The sequence below is a fragment of the Achromobacter veterisilvae genome, assembly GCF_900496975.1.
Taxonomy (GTDB): domain Bacteria; phylum Pseudomonadota; class Gammaproteobacteria; order Burkholderiales; family Burkholderiaceae_B; genus Achromobacter; species Achromobacter veterisilvae.
Genome location: NZ_UFQC01000001.1, coordinates 299062 through 324401, shown reverse-complemented (window position 1 = coordinate 324401; position 25340 = coordinate 299062). Strand labels below are relative to the sequence as shown.

28 protein-coding genes are annotated in these 25340 nt (G+C 68.5%); 18 read left to right on the top strand and 10 right to left on the bottom strand.

Translation table 11 applies throughout. The features are described 5' to 3' along the window. The first annotated feature begins 133 nt into the window (after positions 1–133). The 5 genes from AVE30378_RS01490 (at position 134) to AVE30378_RS01470 (ending at position 4638) form a co-directional block, all read left to right on the top strand. The gene (locus tag AVE30378_RS01490) at positions 134–1288 is read left to right on the top strand and encodes an acyl-CoA dehydrogenase family protein (RefSeq protein WP_129239001.1); all 1155 of its coding nucleotides are present in this window, start codon (positions 134–136) and stop codon (positions 1286–1288) included. Further along, on the top strand, positions 1285–2460 hold the full coding sequence (locus tag AVE30378_RS01485) for an enoyl-CoA hydratase/isomerase family protein (RefSeq protein ID WP_129239000.1): 1176 nt from the start codon (positions 1285–1287) through the stop codon (positions 2458–2460). Before AVE30378_RS01490 ends, AVE30378_RS01485 begins: the two co-directional genes overlap by 4 nt. An 81-nt stretch (positions 2461–2541) precedes the next feature. Beyond that, positions 2542–3432, top strand: coding sequence for a 3-hydroxyisobutyrate dehydrogenase (mmsB, locus tag AVE30378_RS01480; RefSeq protein WP_129238999.1), 891 nt, complete (start codon positions 2542–2544; stop codon positions 3430–3432). Position 3433: 1 nt separating this feature from the next. Further along, the gene (locus AVE30378_RS01475; RefSeq protein WP_129238998.1) at positions 3434–3871 is read left to right on the top strand and encodes a PaaI family thioesterase; all 438 of its coding nucleotides are present in this window, start codon (positions 3434–3436) and stop codon (positions 3869–3871) included. A gap of 77 nt (positions 3872–3948) precedes the next feature. Beyond that, complete coding sequence (locus AVE30378_RS01470) at positions 3949–4638, top strand: VIT1/CCC1 transporter family protein (RefSeq protein WP_129238997.1); 690 nt, start codon at positions 3949–3951, stop codon at positions 4636–4638. A gap of 13 nt (positions 4639–4651) precedes the next feature. On the opposite strand, the gene ygfZ is transcribed toward AVE30378_RS01470, so the two are convergent. Beyond that, positions 4652–5653: a CAF17-like 4Fe-4S cluster assembly/insertion protein YgfZ gene (gene ygfZ / locus AVE30378_RS01465; protein WP_129238996.1), complete on the bottom strand. Its 1002-nt coding sequence runs from the start codon at positions 5651–5653 to the stop codon at positions 4652–4654. A gap of 153 nt (positions 5654–5806) precedes the next feature. Between ygfZ and mltG the strand changes: the two genes are divergently transcribed. The 12 genes from mltG (at position 5807) to AVE30378_RS01405 (ending at position 17403) form a co-directional block, all read left to right on the top strand. Next, positions 5807–6940: an endolytic transglycosylase MltG gene (mltG, locus tag AVE30378_RS01460; protein ID WP_129238995.1), complete on the top strand. Its 1134-nt coding sequence runs from the start codon at positions 5807–5809 to the stop codon at positions 6938–6940. Continuing rightward, positions 6937–7560, top strand: coding sequence for a dTMP kinase (tmk, locus tag AVE30378_RS01455; protein ID WP_129238994.1), 624 nt, complete (start codon positions 6937–6939; stop codon positions 7558–7560). Before mltG ends, tmk begins: the two co-directional genes overlap by 4 nt. A gap of 86 nt (positions 7561–7646) precedes the next feature. Further along, the gene (holB, locus tag AVE30378_RS01450; protein ID WP_244234940.1) at positions 7647–8666 is read left to right on the top strand and encodes a DNA polymerase III subunit delta'; all 1020 of its coding nucleotides are present in this window, start codon (positions 7647–7649) and stop codon (positions 8664–8666) included. A gap of 68 nt (positions 8667–8734) precedes the next feature. Further along, positions 8735–9505, top strand: coding sequence for a TatD family hydrolase (locus AVE30378_RS01445; RefSeq protein WP_129238992.1), 771 nt, complete (start codon positions 8735–8737; stop codon positions 9503–9505). A 38-nt stretch (positions 9506–9543) separates the two neighbouring features. Next, positions 9544–10413: an ankyrin repeat domain-containing protein gene (locus AVE30378_RS01440; protein ID WP_129238991.1), complete on the top strand. Its 870-nt coding sequence runs from the start codon at positions 9544–9546 to the stop codon at positions 10411–10413. A gap of 185 nt (positions 10414–10598) precedes the next feature. Continuing rightward, the gene (locus AVE30378_RS01435) at positions 10599–11345 is read left to right on the top strand and encodes an IclR family transcriptional regulator (RefSeq protein ID WP_129238990.1); all 747 of its coding nucleotides are present in this window, start codon (positions 10599–10601) and stop codon (positions 11343–11345) included. Positions 11346–11450: 105 nt separating this feature from the next. Further along, complete coding sequence (locus AVE30378_RS01430) at positions 11451–12194, top strand: transporter substrate-binding domain-containing protein (RefSeq protein ID WP_129238989.1); 744 nt, start codon at positions 11451–11453, stop codon at positions 12192–12194. After that, positions 12191–12859 carry an amino acid ABC transporter permease gene (locus tag AVE30378_RS01425; RefSeq protein WP_129238988.1) on the top strand — a complete coding sequence of 223 codons (669 nt, stop codon included), beginning with the start codon at positions 12191–12193 and terminating at the stop codon, positions 12857–12859. The genes AVE30378_RS01430 and AVE30378_RS01425 overlap by 4 nt, the downstream gene beginning before the upstream one ends. A 35-nt stretch (positions 12860–12894) precedes the next feature. Further along, the gene (locus tag AVE30378_RS01420; RefSeq protein WP_165360046.1) at positions 12895–13656 is read left to right on the top strand and encodes an amino acid ABC transporter ATP-binding protein; all 762 of its coding nucleotides are present in this window, start codon (positions 12895–12897) and stop codon (positions 13654–13656) included. After that, positions 13653–14600 (top strand): formimidoylglutamase, encoded by a 948-nt coding sequence (hutG, locus tag AVE30378_RS01415; protein WP_129238986.1) that lies wholly within the window; start codon positions 13653–13655, stop codon positions 14598–14600. Before AVE30378_RS01420 ends, hutG begins: the two co-directional genes overlap by 4 nt. Positions 14601–14918: 318 nt before the next feature. Next, positions 14919–15836: a CAAX protease gene (locus tag AVE30378_RS01410; protein WP_129238985.1), complete on the top strand. Its 918-nt coding sequence runs from the start codon at positions 14919–14921 to the stop codon at positions 15834–15836. Between the two features lie 277 nt (positions 15837–16113). Further along, positions 16114–17403: a Glu/Leu/Phe/Val family dehydrogenase gene (locus AVE30378_RS01405; RefSeq protein ID WP_129238984.1), complete on the top strand. Its 1290-nt coding sequence runs from the start codon at positions 16114–16116 to the stop codon at positions 17401–17403. 98 nt (positions 17404–17501) lie between these two features. Here AVE30378_RS01405 and AVE30378_RS01400 read toward each other — a convergent pair whose 3' ends face one another. The 6 genes from AVE30378_RS01400 to AVE30378_RS01375 all read right to left on the bottom strand — a co-directional run bounded on the left by AVE30378_RS01400 (position 17502) and on the right by AVE30378_RS01375 (position 21649). Then, positions 17502–18320, bottom strand: a complete 819-nt coding sequence (locus AVE30378_RS01400) for an RsiV family protein (protein WP_129238983.1) — start codon at positions 18318–18320, stop codon at positions 17502–17504. A 33-nt stretch (positions 18321–18353) separates the two neighbouring features. Further along, positions 18354–19130 (bottom strand): lipoate--protein ligase family protein, encoded by a 777-nt coding sequence (locus AVE30378_RS01395; RefSeq protein WP_129238982.1) that lies wholly within the window; start codon positions 19128–19130, stop codon positions 18354–18356. After that, positions 19127–19402 carry a lipoate-protein ligase small subunit gene (gene lplB, locus AVE30378_RS01390; protein WP_129238981.1) on the bottom strand — a complete coding sequence of 92 codons (276 nt, stop codon included), beginning with the start codon at positions 19400–19402 and terminating at the stop codon, positions 19127–19129. The genes AVE30378_RS01395 and lplB overlap by 4 nt, the downstream gene beginning before the upstream one ends. A 35-nt stretch (positions 19403–19437) precedes the next feature. Beyond that, positions 19438–19902, bottom strand: a complete 465-nt coding sequence (locus AVE30378_RS01385) for a GNAT family N-acetyltransferase (RefSeq protein WP_129238980.1) — start codon at positions 19900–19902, stop codon at positions 19438–19440. 10 nt (positions 19903–19912) lie between these two features. Beyond that, entirely contained in the window at positions 19913–20614 is a 702-nt protein-coding gene (locus AVE30378_RS01380; protein ID WP_129238979.1) for a glutathione binding-like protein, read from the bottom strand. 129 nt (positions 20615–20743) lie between these two features. Beyond that, on the bottom strand, positions 20744–21649 hold the full coding sequence (locus AVE30378_RS01375) for a DMT family transporter (protein WP_129238978.1): 906 nt from the start codon (positions 21647–21649) through the stop codon (positions 20744–20746). A 124-nt stretch (positions 21650–21773) separates the two neighbouring features. Between AVE30378_RS01375 and AVE30378_RS01370 the strand changes: the two genes are divergently transcribed. Further along, on the top strand, positions 21774–22241 hold the full coding sequence (locus tag AVE30378_RS01370; protein WP_129238977.1) for an Lrp/AsnC family transcriptional regulator: 468 nt from the start codon (positions 21774–21776) through the stop codon (positions 22239–22241). Positions 22242–22253: 12 nt separating this feature from the next. On the opposite strand, the gene AVE30378_RS01365 is transcribed toward AVE30378_RS01370, so the two are convergent. The 3 genes from AVE30378_RS01365 to AVE30378_RS01355 all read right to left on the bottom strand — a co-directional run bounded on the left by AVE30378_RS01365 (position 22254) and on the right by AVE30378_RS01355 (position 25303). Beyond that, entirely contained in the window at positions 22254–22745 is a 492-nt protein-coding gene (locus AVE30378_RS01365) for a glutathione peroxidase (RefSeq protein WP_129238976.1), read from the bottom strand. Positions 22746–22760: 15 nt separating this feature from the next. Next, positions 22761–23963, bottom strand: a complete 1203-nt coding sequence (locus AVE30378_RS01360) for an MFS transporter (protein WP_129238975.1) — start codon at positions 23961–23963, stop codon at positions 22761–22763. 143 nt (positions 23964–24106) lie between these two features. Next, a complete protein-coding gene (locus AVE30378_RS01355) occupies positions 24107–25303 on the bottom strand; it encodes a DUF1501 domain-containing protein (RefSeq protein WP_129238974.1) in 1197 nt (398 codons plus the stop codon). Positions 25304–25340: the final 37 nt, after the last annotated feature.

Sequence of the window (25340 nt, the reverse complement as noted above, 5' to 3'; positions counted from 1 at the left end):
GGCGCTTCCGGCGTAACATAAACGTCGGTACGCACTTACGTTTACGTCAACGTCATGTCAAAATCGACAGGCCGACGTTCATGAGACGGCGGCGGCGCCGACAGACAATACCGACTACAACAGGAGACAGGCTGTGGACTTGGAACTGACCGACGAACAGCGCGCTTTCGCGCAGGCCGCGCGCGACTACGCGGAGGGCGAACTGGCCCCGCACGCCGCGCACTGGGACGCCGAGGGCATCTTCCCGCGCGAGGCCTTCGCCCGGGCGGGCGAGATGGGCTTTTGCGCCATCTACGCCAGCGAAGACATCGGCGGCCTGGGGCTGCCGCGGCTGGACGCCACCCTGGTGTTCGAGGAAATGGCGGCGGTCGATCCGTCCACCACGGCGTTCCTGACGATCCACAACATGGCCACCTGGATGGTGGGCAAGTGGGGGCAGCCCGGGCTGCGCGAGGCCTGGGGGCCATTGCTGGCCAGCGGCCAGAAGCTGGCCTCGTACTGCCTGACCGAGCCGGGCGCGGGTTCCGACGCCGCCTCCCTGTCCACGCGGGCGCAGCGCCAGGGCGACGACTACATCGTCAACGGCGCCAAGGCGTTCATCTCGGGCGGCGGCGACACCGACCTGCTGGTGGTCATGGCGCGCACCGGGGGCGAGGGCCCCAGCGGCATCAGCGCGTTCGCCATCCCCGCCGACAGCGAGGGCATCTCCTACGGGCGCAAGGAAGAGAAGATGGGCTGGAACAGCCAGTCCACGCGGCCCATCGTGTTCGAGAACGTCCGGGTGCCGGCCGCCAACATGCTGGGCCAGGAAGGCGAAGGCTTCAAGATCGCGATGAAGGGCCTGGACGGCGGCCGCATCAACATCGGCACCTGCTCGGTCGGCGCGGCGCAAGGCGCGCTGGACGCCGCCCGGCGCTACATGGACGAGCGCAGGCAGTTCAACCGGCGCCTGGCCGAGTTCCAGGCGCTGCAATTCAAGCTGGCCGACATGGCCACCCACCTGGTGGCGGCCCGCCAGATGGTGCGCCTGGCGGCGTGCAAGCTGGATGGGGGCGCGCCCGACGCGGCGACCTACTGCGCCATGGCCAAGCGCTTCGCCACCGACATGGGTTTCCAGATTTGCCTGGATGCGCAGCAGATCCATGGCGGCTATGGCTACTTGCGGGACTATCCCTTGGAGCGCTTGGTGCGCGATACTCGCGTTCATCAGATTCTGGAGGGAACCAACGAGATCATGCGAGTGATCATTTCCCGCCAATTGTTGGAAAAAGGAGCCGACATAAGATGAATGCACCGGTGCTGTTCGAAGAAAAAACCGCTGCCAATGGAATGCGCTTCGGGATCGCGACGCTGAATTCGCCGCAGACCCTGAACGGCCTGTCGCTGGAAATGGTGGACCTGCTGGCCGCCCGGCTGGATGCCTGGGCGAGCGATCCCGGCGTGGTCCTGGTGGTCCTGCAGGGCGCCGGCGAAAAGGCGTTCTGCGCCGGCGGCGACCTGCACGGGCTGTACCGCAGCATGCGCGAGAACGCCGGCGGGTCCGGCTGGAGCAACGCCTACGCGCGGCGCTTCTTCGAGCACGAGTACCGGCTGGACTACCGCATCCACACCTATCCCAAGCCCGTGCTGTGCTGGGGCCACGGCATCGTCATGGGCGGCGGTATCGGCCTGATGATGGGGGCCAGCCACCGGGTGGTCAGCGAGACGTCCCGCCTGGCGATGCCGGAAGTCACGATCGGCCTGTTCCCGGACGTGGGCGGCAGTTGGCTGCTCAACCGCATGCCGGGCCGGACCGGACTGTTCCTGGCGCTGACGGGCGCGCCGATGAACACGTCCGACGCGTTCTTCGCCGGCCTGGCGGATTTCCGCCTGAATCACGCGGACTGGCCCAGGCTGCTGGCCTCGCTCGAAGAACAGCCCTGGGCCGGCCAGCCACAGGGCGCGGCCGAAGGCACCATTCCCCCGCGCTCGATCAACGACGGCCTGCTGCGCCGCGCCCTGGCGGCGCTGGAGCCGCAGACGCCGCTCGATCCGGGCCCGCTGCGCCAGCACTCGTTCCTGATCAATAGCCTGTGCAGCGGCAACCGGCTGGACGACATCCATGAAGAACTGGCCGCCCTGAAAGACCACGAGGACCCCTGGCTGGCGCGCGCGGCGGCGACGATGCTGGCGGGCTCGCCAGGTTCGGTGCGCCTGTCGTTCGCGCTGCAGCAGCGCATGCGCCTGCGTTCGCTCGACGACGTGTTCCGGGCCGAGTACATCGCGGCCCTGGCATGTACCGCGCATGGCGATTTCGCCGAAGGCATCCGCGCGCTGCTGATCGACAAGGACAAGAAGCCGCGCTGGAATCCCGCGGTCATGGACATGGCGACCGACGCCTGGGTGCAGAAGTTCTTCGAGGAACCGTGGCCCGAAGGCGAGCCCCATCCGCTCGAAGACCTGGGCAAGGAAGGGCGGTAGCCCCGCGGCGGCGGCCGGCGCCCATTACGCAGTACACGATGATTCCATACCTACAGCAATGGCAACAGGAGACAAGACATCATGAGCAGCATCGCGTTTATCGGATTGGGCAACATGGGCGCGCCCATGGCATTGAACCTGGTCAAGGCCGGCCATAGCCTGACGGTCTTCGACCTGGTGCCGGCGGCCGTGAAAGGGCTGACCGACGCCGGCGCCAAGGCGGCCGCGTCCGCCGCCGAGGCAGTCAAGGGCGCCGAGGTGGTGATCTCGATGCTCCCGGCCAGCAAGCACGTGGAGGGGCTGTACCTGGACGAGGACCTGCTGGGCAAGATTCCGTCCTCCGCGCTGGTCATCGAATGCAGCACCATCGCGCCGGATTCGGCGCGCAAGGTGGCCCTGGCCGCCGAGGTCCGCGGCATCGCCATGATCGACGCGCCGGTGTCGGGCGGCACGGGCGGAGCGGTCGCCGGCACGCTGACGTTCATCGTCGGCGGCCAGGCCGCGGCGCTGGAGCGCGCCCGTCCGGTCCTGGAGAAAATGGGCAAGAACATCTTCCACGCCGGCCCGGCGGGCGCGGGCCAGGTGGCCAAGATCTGCAACAACATGCTGCTCGGCATCCTGATGGCCGGCACCTCCGAAGCGCTGGCCCTGGGCGTGGCCAACGGGCTGGATCCCAAGGTGCTGTCGGACATCATCGCCAAGAGCTCGGGCCGCAACTGGGCGACCGAACTCTACAACCCCTGGCCCGGCGTGATGGACCATGCCCCGGCGTCCAAGGGCTACGCGGGCGGCTTCGGCGTGGACCTGATGCTGAAGGACCTGGGCCTGGCGGCTGAGGCGGCCCTGTCGGCGCGGGCCTCGATCCCGCTGGGCGAACTGGCGCGCAATCTCTATTCCCTGCACAGCGCGGGCGGATCGGGCAAGCTGGACTTCTCCAGTATCGTCAACCTGGTCAAGCGCGAGCAGGACTGACATGGCGCAACCCCAGGCATCGGCGGATCCGGCATCGCGGGTCAGGGCCAGCTTCGGCCAGCAAAGCATCATGGTCCTGCTGGGGGCGGGGCTGGACGTGGTGGAGCCGGGCCGGGTGGACATCGTCCTGCCGTACCGGGCCGACCTCTGCCAGCAGAACGGTTTCCTGCATGCGGGCATTTCCACCACGATCGCGGACAGCGCCGGCGGCTATGCCGCGTACACGCTGTTCGAGCCGGGCGAGGACGTGCTGACCTCGGAGTTCAAGATGAACTTCCTGGCGCCCGCCAAGGGCGACCGCTACGTCGCCAGCGGCCGCGTGGTCAAGCCTGGCAAGCGCCTGTCGATCTGCCAGGTCGAAGTGCATGCGTACGAGGGCGAGCAGGCCACGCTTTGCGTGATAGGCTTGCTTACCGCGGTGCGCGTGACGCCGCGCTGAACTCCGCGCGCGGCGGACCCGTCCATGGGGGCGGGCCCCGCCGCGCGGCCTGTCGCGCGTTGCATGGGTAGCTGGCAATGCCTCCTAGAGAACATCATCGGATTTTTCGCAGCAACTGGCTGCGCGCAGCAGTGCTGGGCGCGAATGACGGCATCGTGTCCACGGCCAGCCTGATCACCGGCGTCGCGGCCGCGCAGGCCACGCACGAGGCCATTCTTACCTCGGGGGTGGCCGGGCTGGTGGCCGGGGCGCTGTCGATGGCGGCGGGCGAATACGTCTCGGTGCGGTCTCAGGCGGACACCGAGGCCGCGGACCTGCGCCTGGAACAGCGCTCGCTCAAGCGCAACTCCAGCGAAGAACTGGCCGAACTCATCGATATCTATGTGCAGCGCGGGCTGACCCGCGACCTGGCGGCGCAGGTTGCGCACCAGTTGACCAGCCACGATGCGCTCGACGCGCATGCCCGCGACGAACTGGGCATTTCCATCCACAACCGCGCGCGGCCGGTGCAGGCGGCGGTGGCGTCGGCCGCGTCGTTCGCCGCGGGCGCGGCGCTGCCGCTGCTGATGGCTACCCTGGCGCCCCTGCCGCAACTGATCGGCTGGGTCATCGGCGCGTCCGTGGCCTGTCTGGCCGGCCTGGGGGCCCTGGCCGCGAGGGCCGGGGGGGCGCCCAAGGGGCCGGCCGCGCTGCGCGTGACGGTCCTGGGCGCCTTGGCGATGGGGGCGACCGCCGCGGTGGGCGCGCTGTTCGGCGTGGCGATCTAGGGCCTGTCCGGCCCTACGGCGCGATGGAATAGGGCAGCGGGGCGGCGGAAATGCGCGGGCCGTCGGCGGCGCCCAGCCGCAGGTCGCCTTCCGGCAGCGCGGCCAGGGCGGTTTCGAACAGCACCGACACCACGCCCGGCTCGCTGGCGGCGTCCACGATGCGGCCGGTGGGTTCGCCGGGCCGGGCGGCGTCGTACACGTCCACCCCGGCCAGCGCGGCGCCTTGCGCGGCCGCGTCGGCAATGGTGCCGTAGGCCATGCGCCGCTTGACCGTGCCGCGGTAGTGGCTGCGCGCCACGACTTCCTGGCCGGGATAACAGCCCTTGGTGAAGCTGACGCCCTGGATCAGGTCCAGGTTGACCGTCTGCGGAATGAAAACGTCCTGGGTGGCCGCGGCGATCCAGGGGATGCCCGCGGCCAGGTCGGCGGCATGCCATTGCGCGGCGGGCGCGAGCCCGAGCGCACCCGACAGCGCGGCCGCCTGTTCCAGTTGCGCGTCCGAGGCGATCCACCACCAGCGCAGGCGCGCATCGGCGGAAGGGGCCGCGATCCAGGTGCCCGAGGGCAGGTCGGCGCGCTGCCAGGGCGCGCGCGGAAGCGGGCCGGCCGCCGCTTCCAGGGCGTCGGCCTGTTCGGCCGTGGCCAGCACGCCCGCCACATGCAGCGGCGTGGCCGCCAGCTTGGCCTTGGCGCGCAGCACGAACATCGACAGGCGCTTGATCAGGGCCTGGGCGAGATCCTGGCGGACCAGGCCGTAGAGTTGGGGCGCGTCGTCCGCGTCGGAGGGGGCCGCGCGCCACATCACCAGGGTGGCCAGCAGGCGGCCCTTGGCGGTGCAGTAGCCCGCCAGCCGGGCGGCGTCGGCGGGCAGGCCGGTGACGTCCTGCGTCAACTGGCCGTGCAGGAAGGCCAGGGCGTCCGCGCCGGACGCGGAGAAGACCAGGAAATCCTCCAGCGGCGCGCATTGCGCGCAACCTTCGGCGCGCGCGGGAATCGAAGAATGGAAAGCATGCATGGCGGCGGCGTTATCGCGTCATCAAAGAGCAAATGATAGCCGCGTTCCCCGCCCGGCAGGGCCATGCCCCCGCCGTGCAAAGGGGCGCGCGGCGCGCTCCGGCCCCTCTTTCGGCGCGGCAGGCCCGCGCGATCAATTAAACTTCGAATACTTATGAAGAAGCGACTCCGTTTTTACGTCTTGTGGTCTTTCCTGCTCATCGTGCTGGCCGCCGCCGCGGCGGTGGGCGCCGCCTGGCACTGGATGCACAGCCCCATGCAGTTGTCGGCCGACAAGATCGATTTCGTGGTGGATCCGGGCAGCAGCCCGCGCACGGTCGCGCGCGCGCTGAACGAGGCCGGCGTGCCGATGTGGGAACCCGGTTTCGTCTGGATGGCGCGCCTGTCCGAACTGGACAAGCAGATGAAGGCCGGCGGCTACCAGGCGATCAACGGCGATACGCCCTGGCGGCTGCTGGAGCGGCTGGCCCGCGGCGACATGACACAGCGGCAGATCACCTTCCTGGAAGGCTGGACCTACCGGCAGATCCGCCAGGCGCTGCGCGCCAATCCCGACGTCAAGCAGACGCTGGGCGACACCACGGACGAGGCGCTTATGGAGCGCCTGGGGTCCGATATCCAGCACCCGGAAGGGCTGTTCTTCCCGGATACCTACATCTTCACGCCGGGCAGCACCGATTTCGACCTGCTGCGCCGCGCCTACCAGGAAGGCCAGCGCATCCTGCGCGACACCTGGGCCCAGCGCCAGCCGGACATCCCGGTGAGCACCCCCTATGAAGCCCTGGTGCTGGCCTCCATCATCGAAAAGGAGACCGGCCACGGCCCCGACCGCCGCCGCGTGTCCGGCGTGTTCACCAACCGCCTGAAGGTCGGGATGCTGCTGCAGACCGATCCGACCGTGATCTACGGCATGGGCGACGCCTACCAGGGGCGGATCCGCAAGCGCGACCTGCAGACGGACACTCCCTGGAACACCTATACGCGGCCGGGCCTGCCTCCCACGCCCATCGCGGCGGCCGGCCGGGCGGCGCTGCTGGCGGCGGTGCAGCCCGAGCAGCACAAGTTCCTCTTCTTCGTGTCGCGGGGCAACGGCACCAGCGAATTCTCGGTCAACCTGTCCGAGCACAACCGCAACGTGTCCCGCTACATCCTGGGGCAGGGACAGAATCCGGCCGCGCCGCCGGGCCGGAATCCCGCCCCGAGCCCGGCTCCCGCCCCGCCCGCGGGTCCGGGGCCGGCCGGCGACCAGGGCGCACCGCAAGTACAAGCACAAGGACAAGACCAATGACCTCGCGTGGACGTTTCATTACGCTGGAGGGCGTGGACGGCGCGGGCAAGAGCACGCATACCGTCTGGATCGCCGATTTCCTGCGCGCGCAGGGCCTGGACGTGGTGTCCACCCGCGAGCCCGGCGGCACGCCGCTGGGCGAAAAGCTGCGCGCCCTGGTGCTGGCCGACCCGATGGGGCTGGATACCGAGACCCTGCTGATGTTCGCCGCCCGCTGCGAACACGCGCGGCTAGTGATCGAGCCGGCGCTGGCGCGCGGGGCCTGGGTCGTGTGCGACCGCTACACGGACGCCACCTACGCCTACCAGGGCGGGGGTCGCGGCCTGGGCGCCGAACGCATCGCCGTGCTGGAGGACTGGATGCGGGCGGGCCAGCCCGACCGCACCTGGCTTTTCGACGTGCCGCTGGAAGTGGCGCGGGCGCGGCTGGCCGATGCGCGCCAACCCGACCGGTTCGAGCGCGAGGGCGCGGCTTTCTTCGAACGCACCCGCGCGGCCTATCATGCGCGCGCCGCCGCCAATCCGGATCGCATCCGCATCGTCGATTCCACGCGGTCCATCGCCGAGGTCCGCGCCGCGCTCGAAGCGGGGCTGCGCGACCTCCTGGAGCAGGGCGCATGAGCGCGCCGGGCCGCCCCAAGGGCGAAGACCGGAGTGCGCAGCATGAAGGTAATCCAGTAAGCGCACCGCAATTCCTTCCCTGGCAGATGGAGACAGCGCGGGCCTGGCTGGGCAACCGCGACCGGTTCGCGCACGCCTGGCTGGTGCACGGCCTGGCCGGCATCGGCAAGCTGGATTTCGCGGTCGCCGCCGCCGCCAGCCTGCTGTGCGAAACGCCTGAAAACGGCCTGGCCTGCGGGCGCTGCGCCGCTTGCGGCTGGTTCGCCAGCGGCAACCACCCCGATCTGCGCCGTATCCGGCCCGAAGCCGTGGCCGTGCTGGAAGGGGCGGACGCGGCCGAACCGGCGGAGGACGCCGAGCCGGCCGCCGGCGCCGCCAAGCGCGCGCCGTCCAAGGAAATACGCATCGACCAGATCCGTTCGCTGGAGTCCTGGTTCAACACCGCCACGCACCGCGGCGGCTGGCGCGTGGCGCTGCTGTACCCGGCCCACGCCCTGAACGTGGTGTCGTCCAACGCCTTGCTCAAGGTGCTGGAAGAGCCGCCGCCCCACACCGTCTTCCTGCTGGTGGCGGACGCGCCCGACCGCCTGCTGCCGACGCTGGTGTCGCGTTGCCGGCGCCTGCCGCTGCCGGCGCCCGATCCGGAAACCGCGCTGCGGTGGCTGCGGGAGCAGAACGTCGAGCCCGCGCGCGAGTGGCTGGCGGCCGCCGGCGGGGCGCCGCTGGCGGCGCTGCGCCTGGCGCAGTCGGGCGAGGCCGCCTGCCCGCCCTGGCTGGCGCAATTGGTCGGGCCGCTCGCGAACGGGCAGGCGCCCGACGTGGGCACGCTGGCGGAAGCCCTGGAAAAGGTGGCGGCCAGCGAATGGATCGATGCCTTGCAGCGGCTGTATACGGACCTGATGCTGGCCGGCGCGGGCGCGCCCGCGCGCTATTTTCCGGCGCTGGCCGGCGGCGTCGCGCAAGTCGCCGCGCGCATGAATCCGGCCCGGGTGGCCGAGTCCGCGCGCTGGCTCACGCGGCAGCGCGCGCTGGCCACCCATCCCCTCAACGCCAAGCTGTTTGCCCACGCCGCCCTGCAACGCGTGGTGCTATCCTGCCAGGCGTAAGCCTTTGATCCGACGACGCTTTGCCCGCGAGCGGGCGGGGCGCCGCGGCACTTTCACCCAGATTCACCATGTACGTCGATTCTCACTGCCACTTGAATTTCCCCGAGCTTGCCGCCGATCTGCCGGCCATTCTTGAGCGGATGGCCGCCAACCAGGTGACGCACGCGCTGGTCGTCAGCGTCAACATGCCGGAATGGCCGTCGCTGATGTCCCTCGTCGAACCGCAGGCGAATCTGTGGGCCTCGGTCGGCGTGCACCCCGACTACGAAGACACGCCGGATCCCTCGGAACAAGAGCTGGCGCGCCTGTCGGAGCATCCGAAGGTCGTGGCCATCGGCGAGACCGGGCTGGATTACTACCGCCTGTCGGAACCGCTGGACTGGCAGCGCGAGCGTTTCCGCCGCCATATCCGCGCCGCCCGCGACACGGGCCTGCCGCTGATCGTGCATACGCGCGCGTCCGCCGAGGACACCGTGCGCATGCTGCGCGAAGAAAAGGCGGCCGAGGCCGGCGGCGTGATGCACTGTTTCACCGAGAGCTGGGAGGTCGCCCAGGCCGCGCTGGACCAGAACTTCTATATTTCGCTGTCGGGCATCGTCACGTTCAAGAACGCGCAGCTCGTGCATGAAGTGGCCGCCAAAGTGCCCCTGGACCGGCTGCTGATCGAAACCGATTCGCCGTATCTGGCGCCCGTGCCGTACCGGGGCAAGCTGAACGACCCGTCCAAGGTGATCCACGTGGCGGAAAAGATCGCGGACCTCCGGGGTATTCCCGTGGCGGACGTAGCGCGGGCATCCACCGATAATTTCTTCCGTCTTTTCAATAAGATAAAGAAGTAATCGAATCTAATTTATTTAAAGTCAATTCTAGGATATCCATGGCTATCAGCGTCGCCTCCGCCCACAGGGCCGTGTTGTCGTGCTGCCGGGGAGCGCTGCTGGCGCTGGCGGTTGGATTGGCCGCGCCGGCGGCGCAGGCCGCCAATCCGGCGGATTGGTGGGTCTACGTCGCCAATGACTATCCGGACGATATCCGCGACTTGCTCAAGCAGGGGGCGGATCCCAACGTGCGCTACAAGAATGGCCAGCCGGCGCTGATGCGCGCGGTCGTCGACGGCGCCTGGAAGGTGTTCGACGTGATCGCCGCCGACAAGCGCACCGACGTGAACGCGGCGAATCCCGCCGGCGAAACGCCGCTGATGTATCTGGCGATCGCCGGGCAGACCGAAAGGGCGAAGAAACTGATCGCGCGCGGCGCACAGGTCAACCGCCTGGGATGGACGCCGCTGCACTACGCCGCCTCGAAGGGGCAACTGGAGATGGCGCGCCTGCTGCTGGCGCAGCACGCCATGCCCAACGCGCCCGCGCCCAACGGCGAGACTCCCCTGATGATGGCGGCGCTGTCGGGCCGCCAGCCCATGGTGGAGCTGCTGCTGAAGTCGGGCGCGGACGTGGGCACGCGCGACACCAAGGGCCAGACCGCCGCGGATTGGGCGCGCACGGGCAAGTCGACGGCGCTGGCGGCGCAACTGGACACGCTGATCGCGCAGCAGGACGAAGCGCGCCGCAAGCGCCGCGCCGGCGGTCCGGCGGGCGCGGCGCCCGCCGCGGCGGCTCCGGCTCCGGCTGCGGCCCCGGCCGCGGCGCAAGCCCCGGCGCCCGCCAAGGCCGAAGCGCCGGCGCCGTCTACCGCCGTCAAGGGCGTGTCGGGCGTGAAACTGAATAATTACGACGAGCCCGCGCGCTGAAGGCGGGTGCGCGGCGGCCGTACCGGACGCCGCGCACCTCGCCGCCGCACGGATTCCTCAGCGCCTTCGGGCGCTTTTTTTCGTCCCGTTTTCGGGGTTTTCCCGAATTATTCTCAGTATTCGGGAATAGAAATCTGGAATAACACCATAAATTGATAATCTGCGCTCCATTAGCTTGGAGCCAAATGTTGAAAGCGGATCAATCAGTCGGGGCGGGCGCGGATCGCGTGCTTTATGTGCTGGCCACCCTGGCCCGGCACGACGGTCCGCTCAGCATCGCCGCGCTGGCCGAAGAGACCGGCCTGGCGCAGAGCACCCTGTACCGGCAGGTGGCGCTCCTCAAGCGCTGGGGATTCGTGGCCGAGCATGACGGCGAGTACGGGCCCGGGCCGCTGTGCGTGCAACTGGCCTGGGGCTTCGACCAGTCCTCCTTCCTGATCCACGAGGCGCAGCCCGACATGGCGGCGCTGGCCGTCGCGTCCGGCGAAACCATCGGCCTGCTGGTCGCGGTCAAGGACCAGGCCGTGTGCCTGGACATGGTCGAAAGCCAGCATCCGCTGCGCTGTTCCTTCACGAAAGGGCGCGGCCTGCCGCTGGCGCGCGGCGCTTCCGCCAAATCGCTGCTGGCCTTCATGCCGCTGGCTCGCCTGCAGGCCGCGCTGGCCTATCTGGCGGCCGAGGCGGGGGTGGACGCCGCCAGGCTGGGCAAGGAACTGGACGCCATCCGCGAGCAGGGCTACGCGGTGACGGACAGCGAGGTCGACGCCGGCGTCTGGGGGGTGAGCGTGCCGATCTTCCAGCGCGCCCACCAGGCCGTGGCGTCGATCACCCTGATGGCCCCGTCCACGCGGGCCGCGCAGCGGCCCGACGCCTTGATCGAGATGACCGTGGCGGCCGCCCGGCGCATCACCTCGAAATTGCAGGTCCATTGACGCCGCGAGCCGCGGCCGTTCACGCCGTTCCCTGATTTCCACGCTGTACCCGCACCCAACCGATCGCTGTAACCACCGCCGTAATCACTTTCCATAGGACCCACCATGACCACTCGCCGCACACTGCTGACCGCCGCCCTCACGCTGGGCCTGGCCTGGAGCGCCGGTTCCGCGCATGCCCAGGAAACCATCCGCGCCGTCACCGATGCCACGTTCCCGCCGATGGAGTTCGTCAAGGACGGCAAGCGCACGGGCTTCGACATCGAACTGGTCGAGGCCCTGGCCGGCGCGATGGGCAAGAAGGTCGAATGGATCGACATCGACTTCAAGGGCCTGATTCCCGCCCTGCAGGCCGGCCGCGCCGACATCGCGGTGTCCGCCATCTACATCACGCCCGAGCGCGCCAAGGTCGTGGACTTCACCGATCCCTACTACGCGGGCGGCCTGGTCGTCATGACGAAGAAGGACGGCCCGGTCAAGACGCTGAAGGACCTGGACGGCCGCAAGGTGTCGGTGCAGGTCGGCACGAAGTCCGTCAACTACCTGAAGGAACACTATCCGTCGGTGCAGCGCGTGGAAGTCGAGAAGAACCAGGAGATGTTCAACCTGGTCCAGATCGGCCGCGCCGAAGCCGCCGTGACGGGCAAGCCGGCGGCCAAGCTGTTCGCGCAAAGCACGTCTGACCTGACCGTGCTGGGCGAGCAGATCACCACCGAGGACTACGGTATCGCCGTGCCGAAGAACAAGCCCGAACTGACCCGCGACCTGAACGCCGCGCTGCAGAAGCTGAAGGCCGACGGCAGCTACCAGGCCATCGTGAACAAGTGGTTCGAGGCGCCCGCGAAATGAACCTGGATTTCTCTCCTGTCTTCGCCGACTTCGGCGCGCTGATGAACGGCGCCGCGGTCACCGTCGAGGTGACCGCGGGGGCCTTGCTGCTGGCATGCGTCATCGGCCTGCTGGTGGGCGTGGGTCGGCTCAACCCGCGGCGCTACGTCATCTACAACCTGTGCAGCCTTTACCTGCTGCTGTTCCGCGGCACGCCCTTGCTGGTGCAGTTGTTCATCTGGTTCTTCGGGCTGCCGCATTTCGGGGTGACGCTGCCGGCGTTCGCCTGCGGCGTGCTGGGCCTGGGCATGTATTCGGGCGCCTACGTGTCGGAAATCGTGCGCGGCGCGATCCAGTCGGTGGACCGCGGCCAGACGGAGGCGGCCCGCTCGCTGGGCATGTCCTCCGGCCAGGCCATGCGCATCATCGTGCTGCCGCAGGCCGTCGTGCGCATGATCCCGCCGCTGGGCAACGAGTTCATCGCGTTGATCAAGAACTCGGCCCTGGTGTCGCTCTTGACCATCCATGACCTGATGCACGAAGGGCAGAAAATCATCAGCGTGTCGTATCGCTCGCTGGAAACGTATCTGGTGGTGGCGCTGATCTATCTGGTCCTGACCACGGTCACCATGGTGGTGTTGCGCAAGGTGGAACATCGCCTGCGCGCGGGAGGGATGGTGCAATGAACGCCGCGACGAACCGGGCCGCGGGCCCGCAAGAAATGATCCGCATCCGCGGCCTGCGCAAATCCTACGGCGACCACGCCGTCCTGCGCGGGATCGATTTCGACGTGCTGCCGTCGCAGGTGGTGGTGGTGATCGGGCCCAGCGGTTCGGGCAAGAGCACCTTGCTGCGCTGCTGCAACGGGCTGGAAGTGGCGCAGGCCGGCACCGTGGACATCTGCGGCCAGACCCTGCTGGACCACGGCAAGCTGCTGCCCGAGGCGGAGTTGAACCACCTGCGCATGCAGGTGGGCATGGTGTTCCAGGGCTTCAACCTGTTCCCGCACCTGTCGGTGCTGGAGAACGTGACGGTCGGTCCGCGCAAGCTGCGCGGCATGGGCCGCGAGGAAGCCGACGCGCTGGCGGAGGACCTGCTGAAGAAGGTCGGCCTGGCGCAGAAGATGTCGGCCATGCCGGCCAGCCTGTCCGGCGGCCAGAAGCAGCGCGTGGCCATCGCCCGCGCCCTGGCCATGCAGCCCAAGGTCATGCTGTTCGACGAGCCGACCTCGGCGCTGGATCCGGAGCTGGTGGGCGAAGTGCTGCAGGTCATGAAGCTGCTGGCCCGCGAGGGCATGACCATGATGGTGGTGACGCACGAAATGGGCTTCGCCCGCGACGTGGCCGACGTGGTCGCCGTGATGGACGGCGGGGTGATCCTGGAGTCCGGCTCGCCAGAGGTGATCTTCAGCCAGCCGCGCGAGCCGCGCACCCGCGAATTCCTCCAGGCGGTGCTGAACGCGTCGCCGGGAGGGGCGGCATGACTGCGGCGCAATTGGACAAGAGCCTCTGGAAGGCCCGCGACGACAGCGCGGAGCAGGGCGACACGCGCCGCCTGGCGCACATCGTCGAGCCGGCCGCCGGCCAGGTCCGGGCGGGCGAGGCGGTGCTGCTGGGCTTTGCCTGCGACGCCGGGGTGGCCCGCAACCAGGGCCGCGTCGGCGCCGCCGGCGGTCCCGCGGGGATCCGGAAATTCCTGGCGGGCCTGCCCGCGCACGGCCTGGTCCGCCTGCTGGACGCGGGCGACGTGGCGTGCGAGGGCGACCGGCTCGAAGAGGCCCAGGAACGCCTGGGCCTGCGCGTGGCCGAACTGATGGAGCAGGGCGCCCGTCCGGTGGTGCTGGGCGGCGGCCACGAGATCGCCTGGGGCAGCTTCCAGGGCCTGGCCCGCTGGCTGCGGGCGCGTGGGGACGCGGGCCGCGTGCTGGTACTGAACCTGGATGCCCATTTCGACCTGCGCACCGGGCGGCCCGGCAGCTCGGGCACGCCGTTCGACCAGATCGCTCGCGACTGCGGGGAACGCGGCCAGCCCCTGCAATACGCCTGCCTGGGCGTGTCGCGGCTGGCCAATACGCCCGCGCTGTACGCCCGCGCCGCCGAGATCGGGGCCTTCTGGGCGGAAGACCGTGACATGCAGGAGCGCCACCTGGAGGCCCGCCTGGCCGACGTGGACGCCTTGCTGGAAGGCGCGGCCCACGTCTATCTGACGATAGACCTGGACGTGCTGCCCGCGGCGGTCATGCCCGGGGTGTCGGCGCCGGCGCCTTACGGGGTGCCGCTGGCGGTGATCGAGGAAATCGTCCTGCGGGTCAAGGCCAGCGGCAAGCTGCGCCTGGCCGACATGGCGGAGTACAACCCCGGTTTCGACGTGGACGGCCACGGCGCCCGCGCCGCCGCGCGCCTGGCCTGGCAACTGATCGCAAACTGACCGGCGGGCCGGCAGGGCGGATGAGGGGCGGCTTCCTGCCGGGAAGCCGCCTTTTTTCATCGCAGGGCCGTCTCACGATAAAAACGCCCCTGTGGGGCAGCCCGGCTGGAGGTCCGAAAGGAAACAGCCTTGGCGTGAAGTTTTCCGGGCTTGAAAACAAAAGCCCCGGCTCTGGGCCGGGGTGGGAATCAGGTCTTACATGATGGGTCGTAGGCTTGCGCCCATTGGAAGCCATCACCAACCTTGAGGGGAGTGTAGGTTTTCCCGCCGGCCGCCGTCAACCTCGGCGGCTGCCCCCAGCTTTCCAGGTTCGGCAACATGCCCCATACATTGCAATACCGTCCGGTGCTGATCGATGCCCTCATCAGCAATGAGCGCATCAATAGCTATCAAAGCGTATTCCACCCGGCCAACGACGTGGAGCTGATGGGCGTATACCTTTGGAACGCGCACGTCTGCGGCGCACTGTACCCGCTGATGGGGGCGGTGGAGATTACCTTGCGCAATGCCATCGACCAAGCGCTTGTCGCCGGCCTGGGGCGGTTCTGGTGGGCGGGCGGCAAGCTGCGTTATCGCTCCTTCGCGTCCGGCGTGGATGCGCCGCGTCCGGTGCAGGCCGTGCGCGACAACTTCGCCAAGGCTACCCGGAATTATGCCGCCGAGCAGCGCCGTCGCCATGGGGCGCGCGGCAACGTGGCGCCTCACCATCATGGTGTCATCGCCAAGACGGAATTCTCGACTTGGGAGTTCTTGCTGGACGCGGAGTTCATGGGGCGTGGGCTGATCTGGCCCAAGCATCTGTCCCGTGTGTTTCGCGGGCCTTGGCCGGTGCATCAGGCCGGCGCGATGCAGGCCCATGCGCATGATCTGGTTGCCACGCTGCGGGACGTCCGCAACCGCTTATTCCATCACGAACCGGCATGGAAGCGGTACGGCGTGCTGACCGAGGCGGACGCCTTGCAGCACTTGCGGGAGAAGATTGGCAAGGCGGAAAGCCTGCTGGCGCTGATACACCCGGAGAGCCTGCGGCTGTTGCAGGCCAATGGCTTGCTGCGGGATGCGCACCGGGCCTGCACGTCGGCCGAGATCCGGCGCTTTCAGCATCTGGCGCAGACGCATCGTATCGACTCGCTGGACGGGTTGGGTGGGCTGGTGGCGCAATGCGCGCAGGAGAACAGCGTTTTGGCCGCCCGGCTGTGTCAGGGCGAGCATCGCTTCCTGATATACGCCTCCTGATTCTGCCACCACGGCCCGCCTGTTTCTCCAGTCTGGCACCAAAAGCAACTTGCCAGGAGGCATTTTTTCTTGGGGCAGAGAGGGGGGGCGCATTCGGGCAATGGGCTGGACGCGTGCGGGCCGGCGGCTTAGGATAGGACCAACTGTAGGGCCGGGCTTGCGACCCGTTCAGTGTCCGCAACATTTATATGTCCCCATTTAAATATTTTTCTTTTAAATTGGGGACGCGATATTTTTCGCGGATAAAATGGCGCAACTTAGTCAGGAGAGCATGCTCATGTCTCAAACTCCCACCCATGCCTTGCCGTCGTATCTGAACGCCGATGACCTCGGCCCCTGGGGTAATTACCTGCAACAAGTCGATCGGGTGACCCCGTATCTCGGTTCTCTGGCGCGGTGGGTCGAAACCCTGAAGCGTCCGAAGCGTTCGCTGATCGTCGACGTGCCGATCGAACTCGACAACGGCAGCATCGCGCACTTCGAGGGCTACCGCGTCCAGCACAACACCTCGCGCGGCCCCGGCAAGGGCGGGGTGCGTTTCCACCAGGACGTCACGCTGTCCGAAGTGATGGCGCTGGCGGCCTGGATGTCGATCAAGAACGCCGCGGTGAACCTGCCCTACGGCGGCGCCAAGGGCGGCGTCCGCGTCGATCCGCGCAAGCTGTCGCAATCCGAGCTCGAGCGCATGACGCGCCGCTACACCTCGGAGATCGGCGTCATCATCGGTCCCGCGAAGGACATCCCCGCTCCCGACGTGAACACCAACGCCCAGACCATGGCCTGGATGATGGACACGTACTCCATGAACGAAGGCGCCACCGCCACCGGCGTGGTCACCGGCAAGCCGATAGCGCTGGGCGGCAGCCTGGGCCGGGTCGAAGCCACGGGCCGCGGCGTGTTCGTCGTGGGCTGCGAGGCCGCCCGCGACCTGAACATCGACGTGTCGAAGGCGCGCGTGGTCGTGCAGGGCTTCGGCAACGTGGGCGGCACCGCCGCCCGCCTGTTCCACGAAGCCGGCGCCAAGGTCATCGCCGCGCAGGACCACACCGGCACCGTGCACAACGCCGAAGGCCTGGACGTGCACAAGCTGCTGTCGTACGTGTCGCAGCACGGCGGCGTGGGCGGCTTCTCCGGCGGCCAGGCCATGGACAAGAACGAGTTCTGGACCCTGGAAACCGAATTCCTGATCCCCGCCGCCCTGGAAAGCCAGATCACCGCGGAAAACGCGGCCAAGGTGCGCACGAAGATCGTGGTGGAAGGCGCCAACGGTCCGACGACGCCGGAAGCGGACGACATCCTGGCCGAACACGGCGTCTACGTGGTGCCGGACGTGCTGGCCAACGCCGGCGGCGTGACGGTCAGCTACTTCGAATGGGTGCAGGACTTCTCCAGCTTCTTCTGGAGCGAGGACGAGATCAACCAGCGCCTGGAACGCCTCATGCGCGAAGCCTACGCGGCGGTGTCGCAGGTGGCCCGCGAGCACAAGGTCACGCTGCGCACGGCGGCGTTCATCGTCGCTTGCACGCGGATCCTGCAAGCGCGCCAGGTGCGCGGCCTGTATCCCTGATATCCGACGCGGCGGCGCGTTTCCCGACGCGCCGCCGGGAAGGGCAGGCAAAATGACAATCGCCCCTTATGGGGCGATTGTCATTGGCGGCGGCAGGTTCAAGGCTGGGGCAGCAGTTCCGGCTTGAGTATCCCGCGCAGGTCCGCGTAGGAAATGCTCAGTTCCGGTTCGCCATGGGAGTACGGCGCGATGGAATAGGCGTCGTACTTGACCACGATGCCTTCGCGCGTCAGCGCGAAGTTGTCGCTTTCCTGGAACGGCCACATTTTGCCGTAGGCCGCCGGGTCGCGGCGGGCGTCCGGGTTCTGCTCCAGCCACTTGGCGTGCGCGTGCTGAAGGGCGGCGACGTATTGCGCGCGCCGGCCCGGGATCAGGGCTTCGTCCAGGCTCATGACGCGGCCGCGGCTGCGCTCCCAGTTCAGGTACTGGGTGGCCGGAATGCCATGCGCGGCGCCGGTCAGGAACTGTTCGGTATGCAGTTCGATGGACACGACGTCGCCCACCGTGTCCTTCACGCCCGCCTTGAAGTACGTGGCGTCGCGCGGGCGGGCGGTGGACCAGAAGTACTGCGTGTATTCGGACAGCGTGTCGTAGGGGCCGCGGCGGTTGGCGTCGGTGCCGGTCATGTAGGCCAGCACGTGGTCCACCAGGGCCGTCAGCTTGGGGATGTCCGGGAACGCCACGCTGTCGATTTCGATGCGGGGGCAATCGCCCTCGCAGCCGGGCTTGTTCGATGCCCACTTGATGCGTTCGGTGGACAGGTCGCCCACCTTCTCGGGCGTGGAGGCCGCGGGCGAGGATTGCGGGGCCAGGGTGATGTCCGCCGGCGGCGCGCTGCTGCAGCCGGCAAGCGCCAGCGCGGCAGCGCCCAGGATGAGACCGCCAATCGCGCCTTGCGGCCTGAACGTGCGACGCATTGAACTACCTCCAGAGAATCAGGGCATGGCAGGTCAGGGGACGACGCCCGTCCACTCGGGCGTGGAGAACTTGTCGGCGGCCTGCGCCTGCGCCTGCGCGAGCGTGCCGCTGCCCACCTGTCCGGAGGTAAGACGATGCAGCCCGGCAAAAGTTTCCACCATGCGGTCGATGATGGCTTCCCGCGCCAGCCCCGTCTGGGTGCGCAAGGGATCGACGCGTTTCTTCGCGCTGGTGGTGCCTTTGTCGGACAGCTTCTCGCGGCCGATGCGCAGCACTTCCACCATTTTATCGGCGTCGATGTCGTAGGACATCGTCACGTGGTGCAGCACCGCGCCCGAGCGGCGGGCCTGCGCCGCGCCGCCGATCTTGCCGATGTCCGAGGCGATGTCGTTCAGGGGCTGGTACCAGGCCTTGATCCCCAGCCCTTGCAGGGCCGTCAGCACCCAGGCGTCCAGGAACGCATAGGATTCCTGGAAGCTCATGCCGTGCACCAGCGCCTGGGGAACGCTGAGCGAATAGGTGATGGAGTTGCCGGGTTCGATGAACATGGCGCCGCCGCCGCTGACGCGGCGCACGACCTCGATGCCGTGGCGGCGCGCGCCGTCGGGATCGACTTCGTTCTTCAGGGACTGGAAGCGGCCGATCACCACGGCCGGCGCGGACCATTCCCAGATGCGCAGGGTGGGCGCGCGCTGGCCGGCGCCGACCTCGTCGGTGATGATGGCGTCCAGCGCCATGTGCAGCGCGGGCGGCTGCGGGCCTTCGTGGATCAGTTCCCAGTCGTAGTCGTTCCAGTCGGTGCGCGTCATGCCAGCGCCCTCCGCAGCACCACGGCGACGGCCTCCGCCGAGAAGCCGAACATCTCGGCGCCGGTGGGCAGGGCCGATTGCACGGCCACGGCCAGTTCCAGTTCGCCGGAATCGGCGGGCATGCCGTTCAGGCCGCGGTTGATGGCTTCGAGCGCTTCGGGGGGCTCGAGAAAGAAGTCGCCGCTGATGCGCACATCGGCCAGGCGGCCGTCGCGCACTTCCAGATCCGCGACGACCAGTTTGCCGCCGGGGACTTTGTATTCGCCATGCATGGGCGCTCCTTGCTGAATCAGAATCGGTAAAAGGACTACAGGCTGAGCTTCATGCCGTCGTGGCTGGCCTTGAAGCCCAGGCTTTCATAGAACCGGCGCGCGTCGGGACGGGCGCGGTCCGTGGTCAACTGCACCAGGCCGCAACCCTGGATGCGGCATTGCTCGATCGCCCATTCGAACATGGCGCGTCCCAGGCCGGCGCCGCGCGACGACGAGGCGATGCGCACGCTCTCGATCTGTCCGCGCCACTGGCCCAGCCGCGACAGGCCGGGTATGAACGATAACTGCAAACAGCCGACCAGGCGCGAATCCTGTTCGACCACCGCCAGGTATTGGTTGGAATCCTGCGCGATGGCGGCGAAGGCGGCGGTGTAGCGCGGATCGAGAGGCAGGGAGGGATTTTCGCGCGTCGCGCCCAGTTCGTCGTCGGCCAACAGCGCGACGATGCCGGGCAGGTCTCCGAGGCGCGCGCGGCGGAACACCAGTTGCGGGTCGGGCATGGCGGTTCCTTCAGCGGGAGACGGTCTGGGCGGTCTGGCCGAACAGGATGCGGCGCGAGGCCTCGTCGCTGACGGACGGGGCCGTGTTGACGGTGTCGGCCAGCGCGTAGGCGCGCTGGGTGGCGGGCCGGGCGGCGATCGCGTCGAACCAGCGCTTCAGGTGCGGGAAGTCGTTCAGGTCCTGGCCCTGCTTGGCATGCGGCACGATCCAGGGATAGGCCGCCATGTCCGCGATCGAGTAGTCGCCGGCCACGAATTCGCGATCCGCCAGGCGCTTGTTCAGCACGCCGTACAGGCGGTTGGTTTCCTTGACGTAGCGGTCGATGGCGTAGGGGATGCGCTCGGGCGCGTAGCCCGAGAAATGGTGGTTCTGGCCGGCCATGGGGCCCAGGCCGCCCATCTGCCAGAAGAGCCACTGGGAGACTTCCGCGCGGCCCCGCAAGTCCGAGGGCAGGAAGCGGCCGGTCTTCTCGGCGAGATAGAGCAGGATGGCGCCGGATTCGAACAGCGGGACCGGCGCGCCGCCGTCGGCGGGCGCCTGGTCCACGATGGCGGGGATGCGGTTGTTCGGCGCGATGGCAAGGAATTCGGGTTTGAACTGGTCGCCGCGTCCGATGTTCACCGGGTGGATCTTGTAGGGTAGGCCGGTTTCTTCGAGGAACAGCGTGATCTTGTGGCCGTTGGGGGTGGTCCAGTAATAGAGATCGATCATGGGGGTGTCCTGGTCATGGCGCCGGCGATGGCCGGCGGACGGAACGGCCATGATAGCGGGCCGGCGCCGGCGTCAGCCTGAATAACCGGGGACCGGGTACGGGTTTGGTCCGCACCCGGCCCGGCGGTTTCAGGCGGGGCCGGGGCGGGCGCGGCCCGGCAGCCTCCAGGTCCAGTTCAGGCTGACGCCGGCGGCCGCCAGGAAGATCATGGCCACGCCGGCGATCTGCGAGGCGTCCATGCGGTGCCCGTAGACCACGAAATCCAGCATGATGGCGACTGCGGGATAGATGAAGCTGAGCGCGGCGGTGGAGGTCGTGGGCAGCTTCTGGATGGCCGAATACATCAGGATGTACATCAGGCAGGTATGGACCAGTCCCAGGGCCACCAGGCAGCCCCATTGCAGGGGCGCGGCGGGCAGGGCGCCGAAGTCCGCCATGGGCAGGAGCATGGCCGCGCCCAGGGTGACCTGCACGAGCGCGAGCACCTGGGGCGGGATGCCCTTGAGCCGCTTGACGATGATGGCGGTCACGCCGTAGAGCGCCGCCGCGCCCAGGCCCAGCAGCAGCCCGGACAGATAGGCGCCGCCGCCCGCGCCGCCGGCATGGAACAGGCGCAGCACCAGCATCAGGCCGGCGAAGGCGATGACGGACCAGGCCAGCTTGCCCCGCGTCGGGCGTTCGCCCAGGAACAGGACGCCCAGGCCGATGAGGAAGAAAGGCTGTACGTTGTAGACGGCGGTGGCCAGCGAGATGGAGGCCAGCCGGTAGGCGGAAAACAGCAGGACCCAGTTCAGCACCAGCGCGGCGCCCGCGGCCAGCGCCAGCGCCAGTGTCCTGGCGGTGAACAGCCCCGGCCTGAGCAGGCCGCGGGCCCAGCAGTACAGGAACAGGGACAAGGCGCCGAAGACGCAGCGGAAGAAGACGACGTTCCAGGCACTTTGGCCGGATTCCAGCACGAAGACGCCCAGTGTGCCGGACAGGGTCATCGCGGCGGCCATTTGCGCCAGGCCGAGGCGTTCTGATGAGGGATTCATGAGGATTCTCCGGGAGGCGTCGCGGCCTCGAAATTCGATGGAGAAATTATCCCAGGCGGATAAAGCTGGTTATATGATGTTGATGCGGTCAATAGATGATGAAACCTTTGTTTAGGTGGAATTTATGCAAAACGACCTAAAAAATGAAAACCCGGTTTTGGACGGTATCGACCGCCGCCTGGTCGAGACGCTTTCGGCCAATGCGCGCACCACGACGGCCGACCTCGCGCGCCAGGTGGGGATGTCCGCGCCCAGCGTGGCGGACCGCCTGAGGCGGCTGGAGGAGTCGGGGGTGATCCGGGCCTATACCCTCAACGTGGATCCGGTGGCGCTGGGATACACGCTCGAGGCCATCGTGCGCATCCGGCCCCTGCCCGGGCAACTGCGCCACGTCGAGGGGCTGATCCAGGAGATCCCGGAATTCGTGGAATGCGACAAGGTGACGGGCGACGACTGCTTCATCGCCCGGGTGGTGCTGCGCTCGATCTCGCACCTGGACGGCATCCTGGAGCGGGTGACGGAATTCGCCGAGACGAACACGGCGATCGTGAAGGCGCACACCGTGCGCCGCCGCCTGCCACCGCTGCGGTAGCGCCCGTCCGGTTCAGACGGGCGCCGACAGCGCCTTTTCGATGTCTTCCTTGAGGCTCGCGGGCGTGTCGGTGGGCGCGTAGCGCTTGATCACCCGGCCGTCGCGGCCGACCAGGAACTTGGTGAAGTTCCATTTGATGCCCTCGGTGCCGAACACGCCGGGCTTTTCTCCCTTGAGCCAGCGGTACAGCGGGTGGGCGCCGCTGCCGTTGACCTCGATCTTGGCGTACAGCGGGAACGTGATGTCGTACTGCATACTGCAGAAATCGCGGATCTCGGCTTCGTCGCCGGGTTCCTGGTGGCCGAACTGGTCGCAGGGAAAACCCAGCACGGCCAGCCCGTCGTCGCGGTACGAGCGGTACAGCGTTTCCAGGCCCGAGTACTGGGGCGTGAAGCCGCACTTGGACGCCACGTTCACCACCAGCAGCACGCGGCCGCGATAGGTGTCCAGGGATTGTTCCGCGCCGTCGATGCCGCGGGCGGAGAAATCGTAGATCGTGCTCATGCGGGCTCCTGCCGGTCAGGCGTCAGAACGCGAGGGCGTCAGCGCGCCGGCTTGTTCCGCGAGTGTAGCCCCGGCGTGGCGGCCGTAGTAGCGTGTTCCCCACAGCGTCAGCAACAGCACGGCGAGAGTGATGCCGGCCGACATCCAGGGCAGGTCCGTCAGCGGCAGGCCCCGGCCCAGCGCCAGGCTGCCCAGCCAGGCGCCGCCGGCGTTGCCCAGGTTGAACGCGCCCTGGTTCAGGGTGGACGCGAGGTTGGGCGCCTCGGCCGCCTGGTCCACGATCAGCGTCTGCAGCAGCGGCACCACGGCAAAGCCCAGCACGCCCCAGACGAAGGTCGTGAGCAGCATGGGCGCGAGCGAGTGGATGGCCTGGCTCAGCGCCAGGAAGACCAGCAGCAGGCCGACGAAGATGCGGCGCAGCGAGGTTTCCAGATTGCGGTCCCCCAGCTTGCCGCCCAAGGTGCTGCCGACGGTCAGCGCCACGCCGAAGAGCAGCAGCACGCCGGTGACGCCGCGTTCGGACACGCCGGTCACTTCGCGCAGCAGCGGCGCGATGTAGGTCAGCACGCAGAACAGCGCGGCCGACGCCAGCACGCTGGCGGCCAGCGGCCACACCACTCGCGCGTCGCGCAGCACCTTGAACTCGCGCAGAATGTTGCCGGGCTGCATCGGGATGCGGGACGGCAGCCAGGCCGCCAGCGCGGCCACGGCGGCCAGGCCGATGCCGCTGACCACCCAGAACGTGGACCGCCATCCCGCCACCTGGCCCAGCGCGGTGCCCAGGGGCACGCCCAGCACGTTGGCGAGGGTCAGCCCGGTGAACATCAGCGCGATGGCGCTGGCGCGCTGGTTGCGCGGCACGAGGTCCGCGGCCACCACCGCGCCCAGGCCGAAGAACGCGCCGTGGCAGAACGCGGTGAACACCCGCGCCGCCATCAGCAGCCCGTAGCTGGGCGCCAGGGCGCAGAGCAGGTTGCCCAGCACGAAGGTGCTGGCCAGGCCGATCAGCGCGGCCTTGCGCGGCAGCTTCGCGGTGACGATGGCCATGATGGGGGCGCCGATGACGACGCCCATGGCGTAGCCGGTGATCAGCAGGCCCGCGATGTCGATCCCGACGTGGAGGTCTTCGGCGACGTTGGGCAGCAGGCCCATGATGACGAACTCGCTGGTGCCGATGCCGAAAGCGGCGGCGGCCAGCGCAATGAGGTGCAGGGGCATGGAAGGCAGGGGCGGGCCGGGCGGCGGGAAGCGGCGCGCCGGCGCATGAAAGGCAAGGGCGGAATTCTAGGGCAACGCGGTGGCGGCGCGTCGGAAAGGCCCTGTTGGAATTAAGGGTATACCCTTATTTTTGTGCGCCCAGGCTACACCAGCTTCAAATCCACCGGCGACACGCCGGGAAACACGCGGGCCAGGCGCGTTCCGTCCAGCCCGTACAGCCGCGCGAACAGGCCGGCGAACACCGAGCGGTATTCGTTGAGCACGGGATAGTCGCGGTCCTGGAACAGCGTATCGCGCTTGACCGCCACCTGGCGGCCCGCGATGCGTCCGCCCCGCACGTTGCCGCCTATGACCCAGTACACGGTGCCATGGCCGTGGTCCGTGCCCTTGTTGCCGTTTTCGCGGAAGGTGCGGCCGAACTCGCTGATGACCACCACGGTGGTCTGGCCCCATGCCGGCCCCATGGCGTCGGCATAGGCCGCCAGCGCGCGGCCCAGTTGGCCCAGCCGGTTCGACAGCACGCCGCTGGCGGCGCCCTGGCCGACGTGCGTGTCCCAGCCGCCGACGTCGACGAAGCCCAGGTTGTAGCGGTCGATCATGAAGCGGGCGATGCGGCGCACTTCCTGTTCCAGCTTGTCGGCGGAGACGGCATTGCCGCTGGCCGCCTGCATCTCGGCCTCGATTTCCTCGCGCGCCGCGCCCAGGATGCGCTGCCCTTCCGCGACCGAGGCGTGCAGATCGGTGTCCTGGTACATGGATTCGATGGCGCGGTTGTCGTCGGGGCTCAGGCGCGACTTGCGGCCGGCGCCGATCAGGTCGATGTTGGGCACGCGCGTGCCGCCCCGGAATATCTGCGGCACGTCAGAGGTGAACGCGGCCGCCTGCGCGTCCCGGGCGCCCAGGTCCGCCGCGAGGCGGTTGAGGAAGCCCGAGCGGTAGTCGCCGCCGGGGGCGGCGCCGCGCCCCAGTTCGATGCCGTTCTGGGTTTCGAAATGGCTGCGGCTGGTGTCCTCGGTGCCGGCGAAGGGCACGAACGCAAGCTGGCGGCGCTCGTAGAAGGGCAGCAGGCTTTCCGCCAGCGCCGGATGCAGGGCCCAGCCGTCGTCCAGGGGCAGGGCGGCGCCCGGCCCGCTGCCCGGACGCGCGATGGCGATGTTGGGCCGGGATTCGTAATAGAAGTCGCTGGAGGCCGGCACGAGCAGGCTGGCGGCGTCATAGGCGCCGCGCATGAAGACCACCAGCAGGCGGTTGCCGGAGGCCGCGGGGGCGGCGTAGAGGCGGCTGCTTGCCCATGCCAGCGGGGCGGCGGCCATCAGTTGTAGCAGGCGGCGGCGATCCATGGTGTTCTCCTGGGGCCCGTGCAAGGCTCCTTTGCTG

What these genes read in the sequence shown, in the direction of transcription:
- AVE30378_RS01485 (WP_129239000.1), top strand. Translation starts at nt 1,285, where the DNA reads ATGAATGCACCGGTGCTGTTCGAAGAAAAAACCGCTGCCAATGGAATG.
- mmsB (WP_129238999.1), top strand. Translation starts at nt 2,542, where the DNA reads ATGAGCAGCATCGCGTTTATCGGATTGGGCAACATGGGCGCGCCCATG.
- AVE30378_RS01475 (WP_129238998.1), top strand. Translation starts at nt 3,434, where the DNA reads ATGGCGCAACCCCAGGCATCGGCGGATCCGGCATCGCGGGTCAGGGCC.
- AVE30378_RS01470 (WP_129238997.1), top strand. Translation starts at nt 3,949, where the DNA reads ATGCCTCCTAGAGAACATCATCGGATTTTTCGCAGCAACTGGCTGCGC.
- ygfZ (WP_129238996.1), bottom strand. Translation starts at nt 5,653, where the DNA reads ATGCATGCTTTCCATTCTTCGATTCCCGCGCGCGCCGAAGGTTGCGCG.
- mltG (WP_129238995.1), top strand. Translation starts at nt 5,807, where the DNA reads ATGAAGAAGCGACTCCGTTTTTACGTCTTGTGGTCTTTCCTGCTCATC.
- tmk (WP_129238994.1), top strand. Translation starts at nt 6,937, where the DNA reads ATGACCTCGCGTGGACGTTTCATTACGCTGGAGGGCGTGGACGGCGCG.
- holB (WP_244234940.1), top strand. Translation starts at nt 7,647, where the DNA reads ATGGAGACAGCGCGGGCCTGGCTGGGCAACCGCGACCGGTTCGCGCAC.
- AVE30378_RS01445 (WP_129238992.1), top strand. Translation starts at nt 8,735, where the DNA reads ATGTACGTCGATTCTCACTGCCACTTGAATTTCCCCGAGCTTGCCGCC.
- AVE30378_RS01440 (WP_129238991.1), top strand. Translation starts at nt 9,544, where the DNA reads ATGGCTATCAGCGTCGCCTCCGCCCACAGGGCCGTGTTGTCGTGCTGC.
- AVE30378_RS01435 (WP_129238990.1), top strand. Translation starts at nt 10,599, where the DNA reads ATGTTGAAAGCGGATCAATCAGTCGGGGCGGGCGCGGATCGCGTGCTT.
- AVE30378_RS01430 (WP_129238989.1), top strand. Translation starts at nt 11,451, where the DNA reads ATGACCACTCGCCGCACACTGCTGACCGCCGCCCTCACGCTGGGCCTG.
- AVE30378_RS01425 (WP_129238988.1), top strand. Translation starts at nt 12,191, where the DNA reads ATGAACCTGGATTTCTCTCCTGTCTTCGCCGACTTCGGCGCGCTGATG.
- AVE30378_RS01420 (WP_165360046.1), top strand. Translation starts at nt 12,895, where the DNA reads ATGATCCGCATCCGCGGCCTGCGCAAATCCTACGGCGACCACGCCGTC.
- hutG (WP_129238986.1), top strand. Translation starts at nt 13,653, where the DNA reads ATGACTGCGGCGCAATTGGACAAGAGCCTCTGGAAGGCCCGCGACGAC.
- AVE30378_RS01410 (WP_129238985.1), top strand. Translation starts at nt 14,919, where the DNA reads ATGCCCCATACATTGCAATACCGTCCGGTGCTGATCGATGCCCTCATC.
- AVE30378_RS01405 (WP_129238984.1), top strand. Translation starts at nt 16,114, where the DNA reads ATGTCTCAAACTCCCACCCATGCCTTGCCGTCGTATCTGAACGCCGAT.
- AVE30378_RS01400 (WP_129238983.1), bottom strand. Translation starts at nt 18,320, where the DNA reads ATGCGTCGCACGTTCAGGCCGCAAGGCGCGATTGGCGGTCTCATCCTG.
- AVE30378_RS01395 (WP_129238982.1), bottom strand. Translation starts at nt 19,130, where the DNA reads ATGACGCGCACCGACTGGAACGACTACGACTGGGAACTGATCCACGAA.
- lplB (WP_129238981.1), bottom strand. Translation starts at nt 19,402, where the DNA reads ATGCATGGCGAATACAAAGTCCCCGGCGGCAAACTGGTCGTCGCGGAT.
- AVE30378_RS01385 (WP_129238980.1), bottom strand. Translation starts at nt 19,902, where the DNA reads ATGCCCGACCCGCAACTGGTGTTCCGCCGCGCGCGCCTCGGAGACCTG.
- AVE30378_RS01380 (WP_129238979.1), bottom strand. Translation starts at nt 20,614, where the DNA reads ATGATCGATCTCTATTACTGGACCACCCCCAACGGCCACAAGATCACG.
- AVE30378_RS01375 (WP_129238978.1), bottom strand. Translation starts at nt 21,649, where the DNA reads ATGAATCCCTCATCAGAACGCCTCGGCCTGGCGCAAATGGCCGCCGCG.
- AVE30378_RS01370 (WP_129238977.1), top strand. Translation starts at nt 21,774, where the DNA reads ATGCAAAACGACCTAAAAAATGAAAACCCGGTTTTGGACGGTATCGAC.
- AVE30378_RS01365 (WP_129238976.1), bottom strand. Translation starts at nt 22,745, where the DNA reads ATGAGCACGATCTACGATTTCTCCGCCCGCGGCATCGACGGCGCGGAA.
- AVE30378_RS01360 (WP_129238975.1), bottom strand. Translation starts at nt 23,963, where the DNA reads ATGCCCCTGCACCTCATTGCGCTGGCCGCCGCCGCTTTCGGCATCGGC.
- AVE30378_RS01355 (WP_129238974.1), bottom strand. Translation starts at nt 25,303, where the DNA reads ATGGATCGCCGCCGCCTGCTACAACTGATGGCCGCCGCCCCGCTGGCA.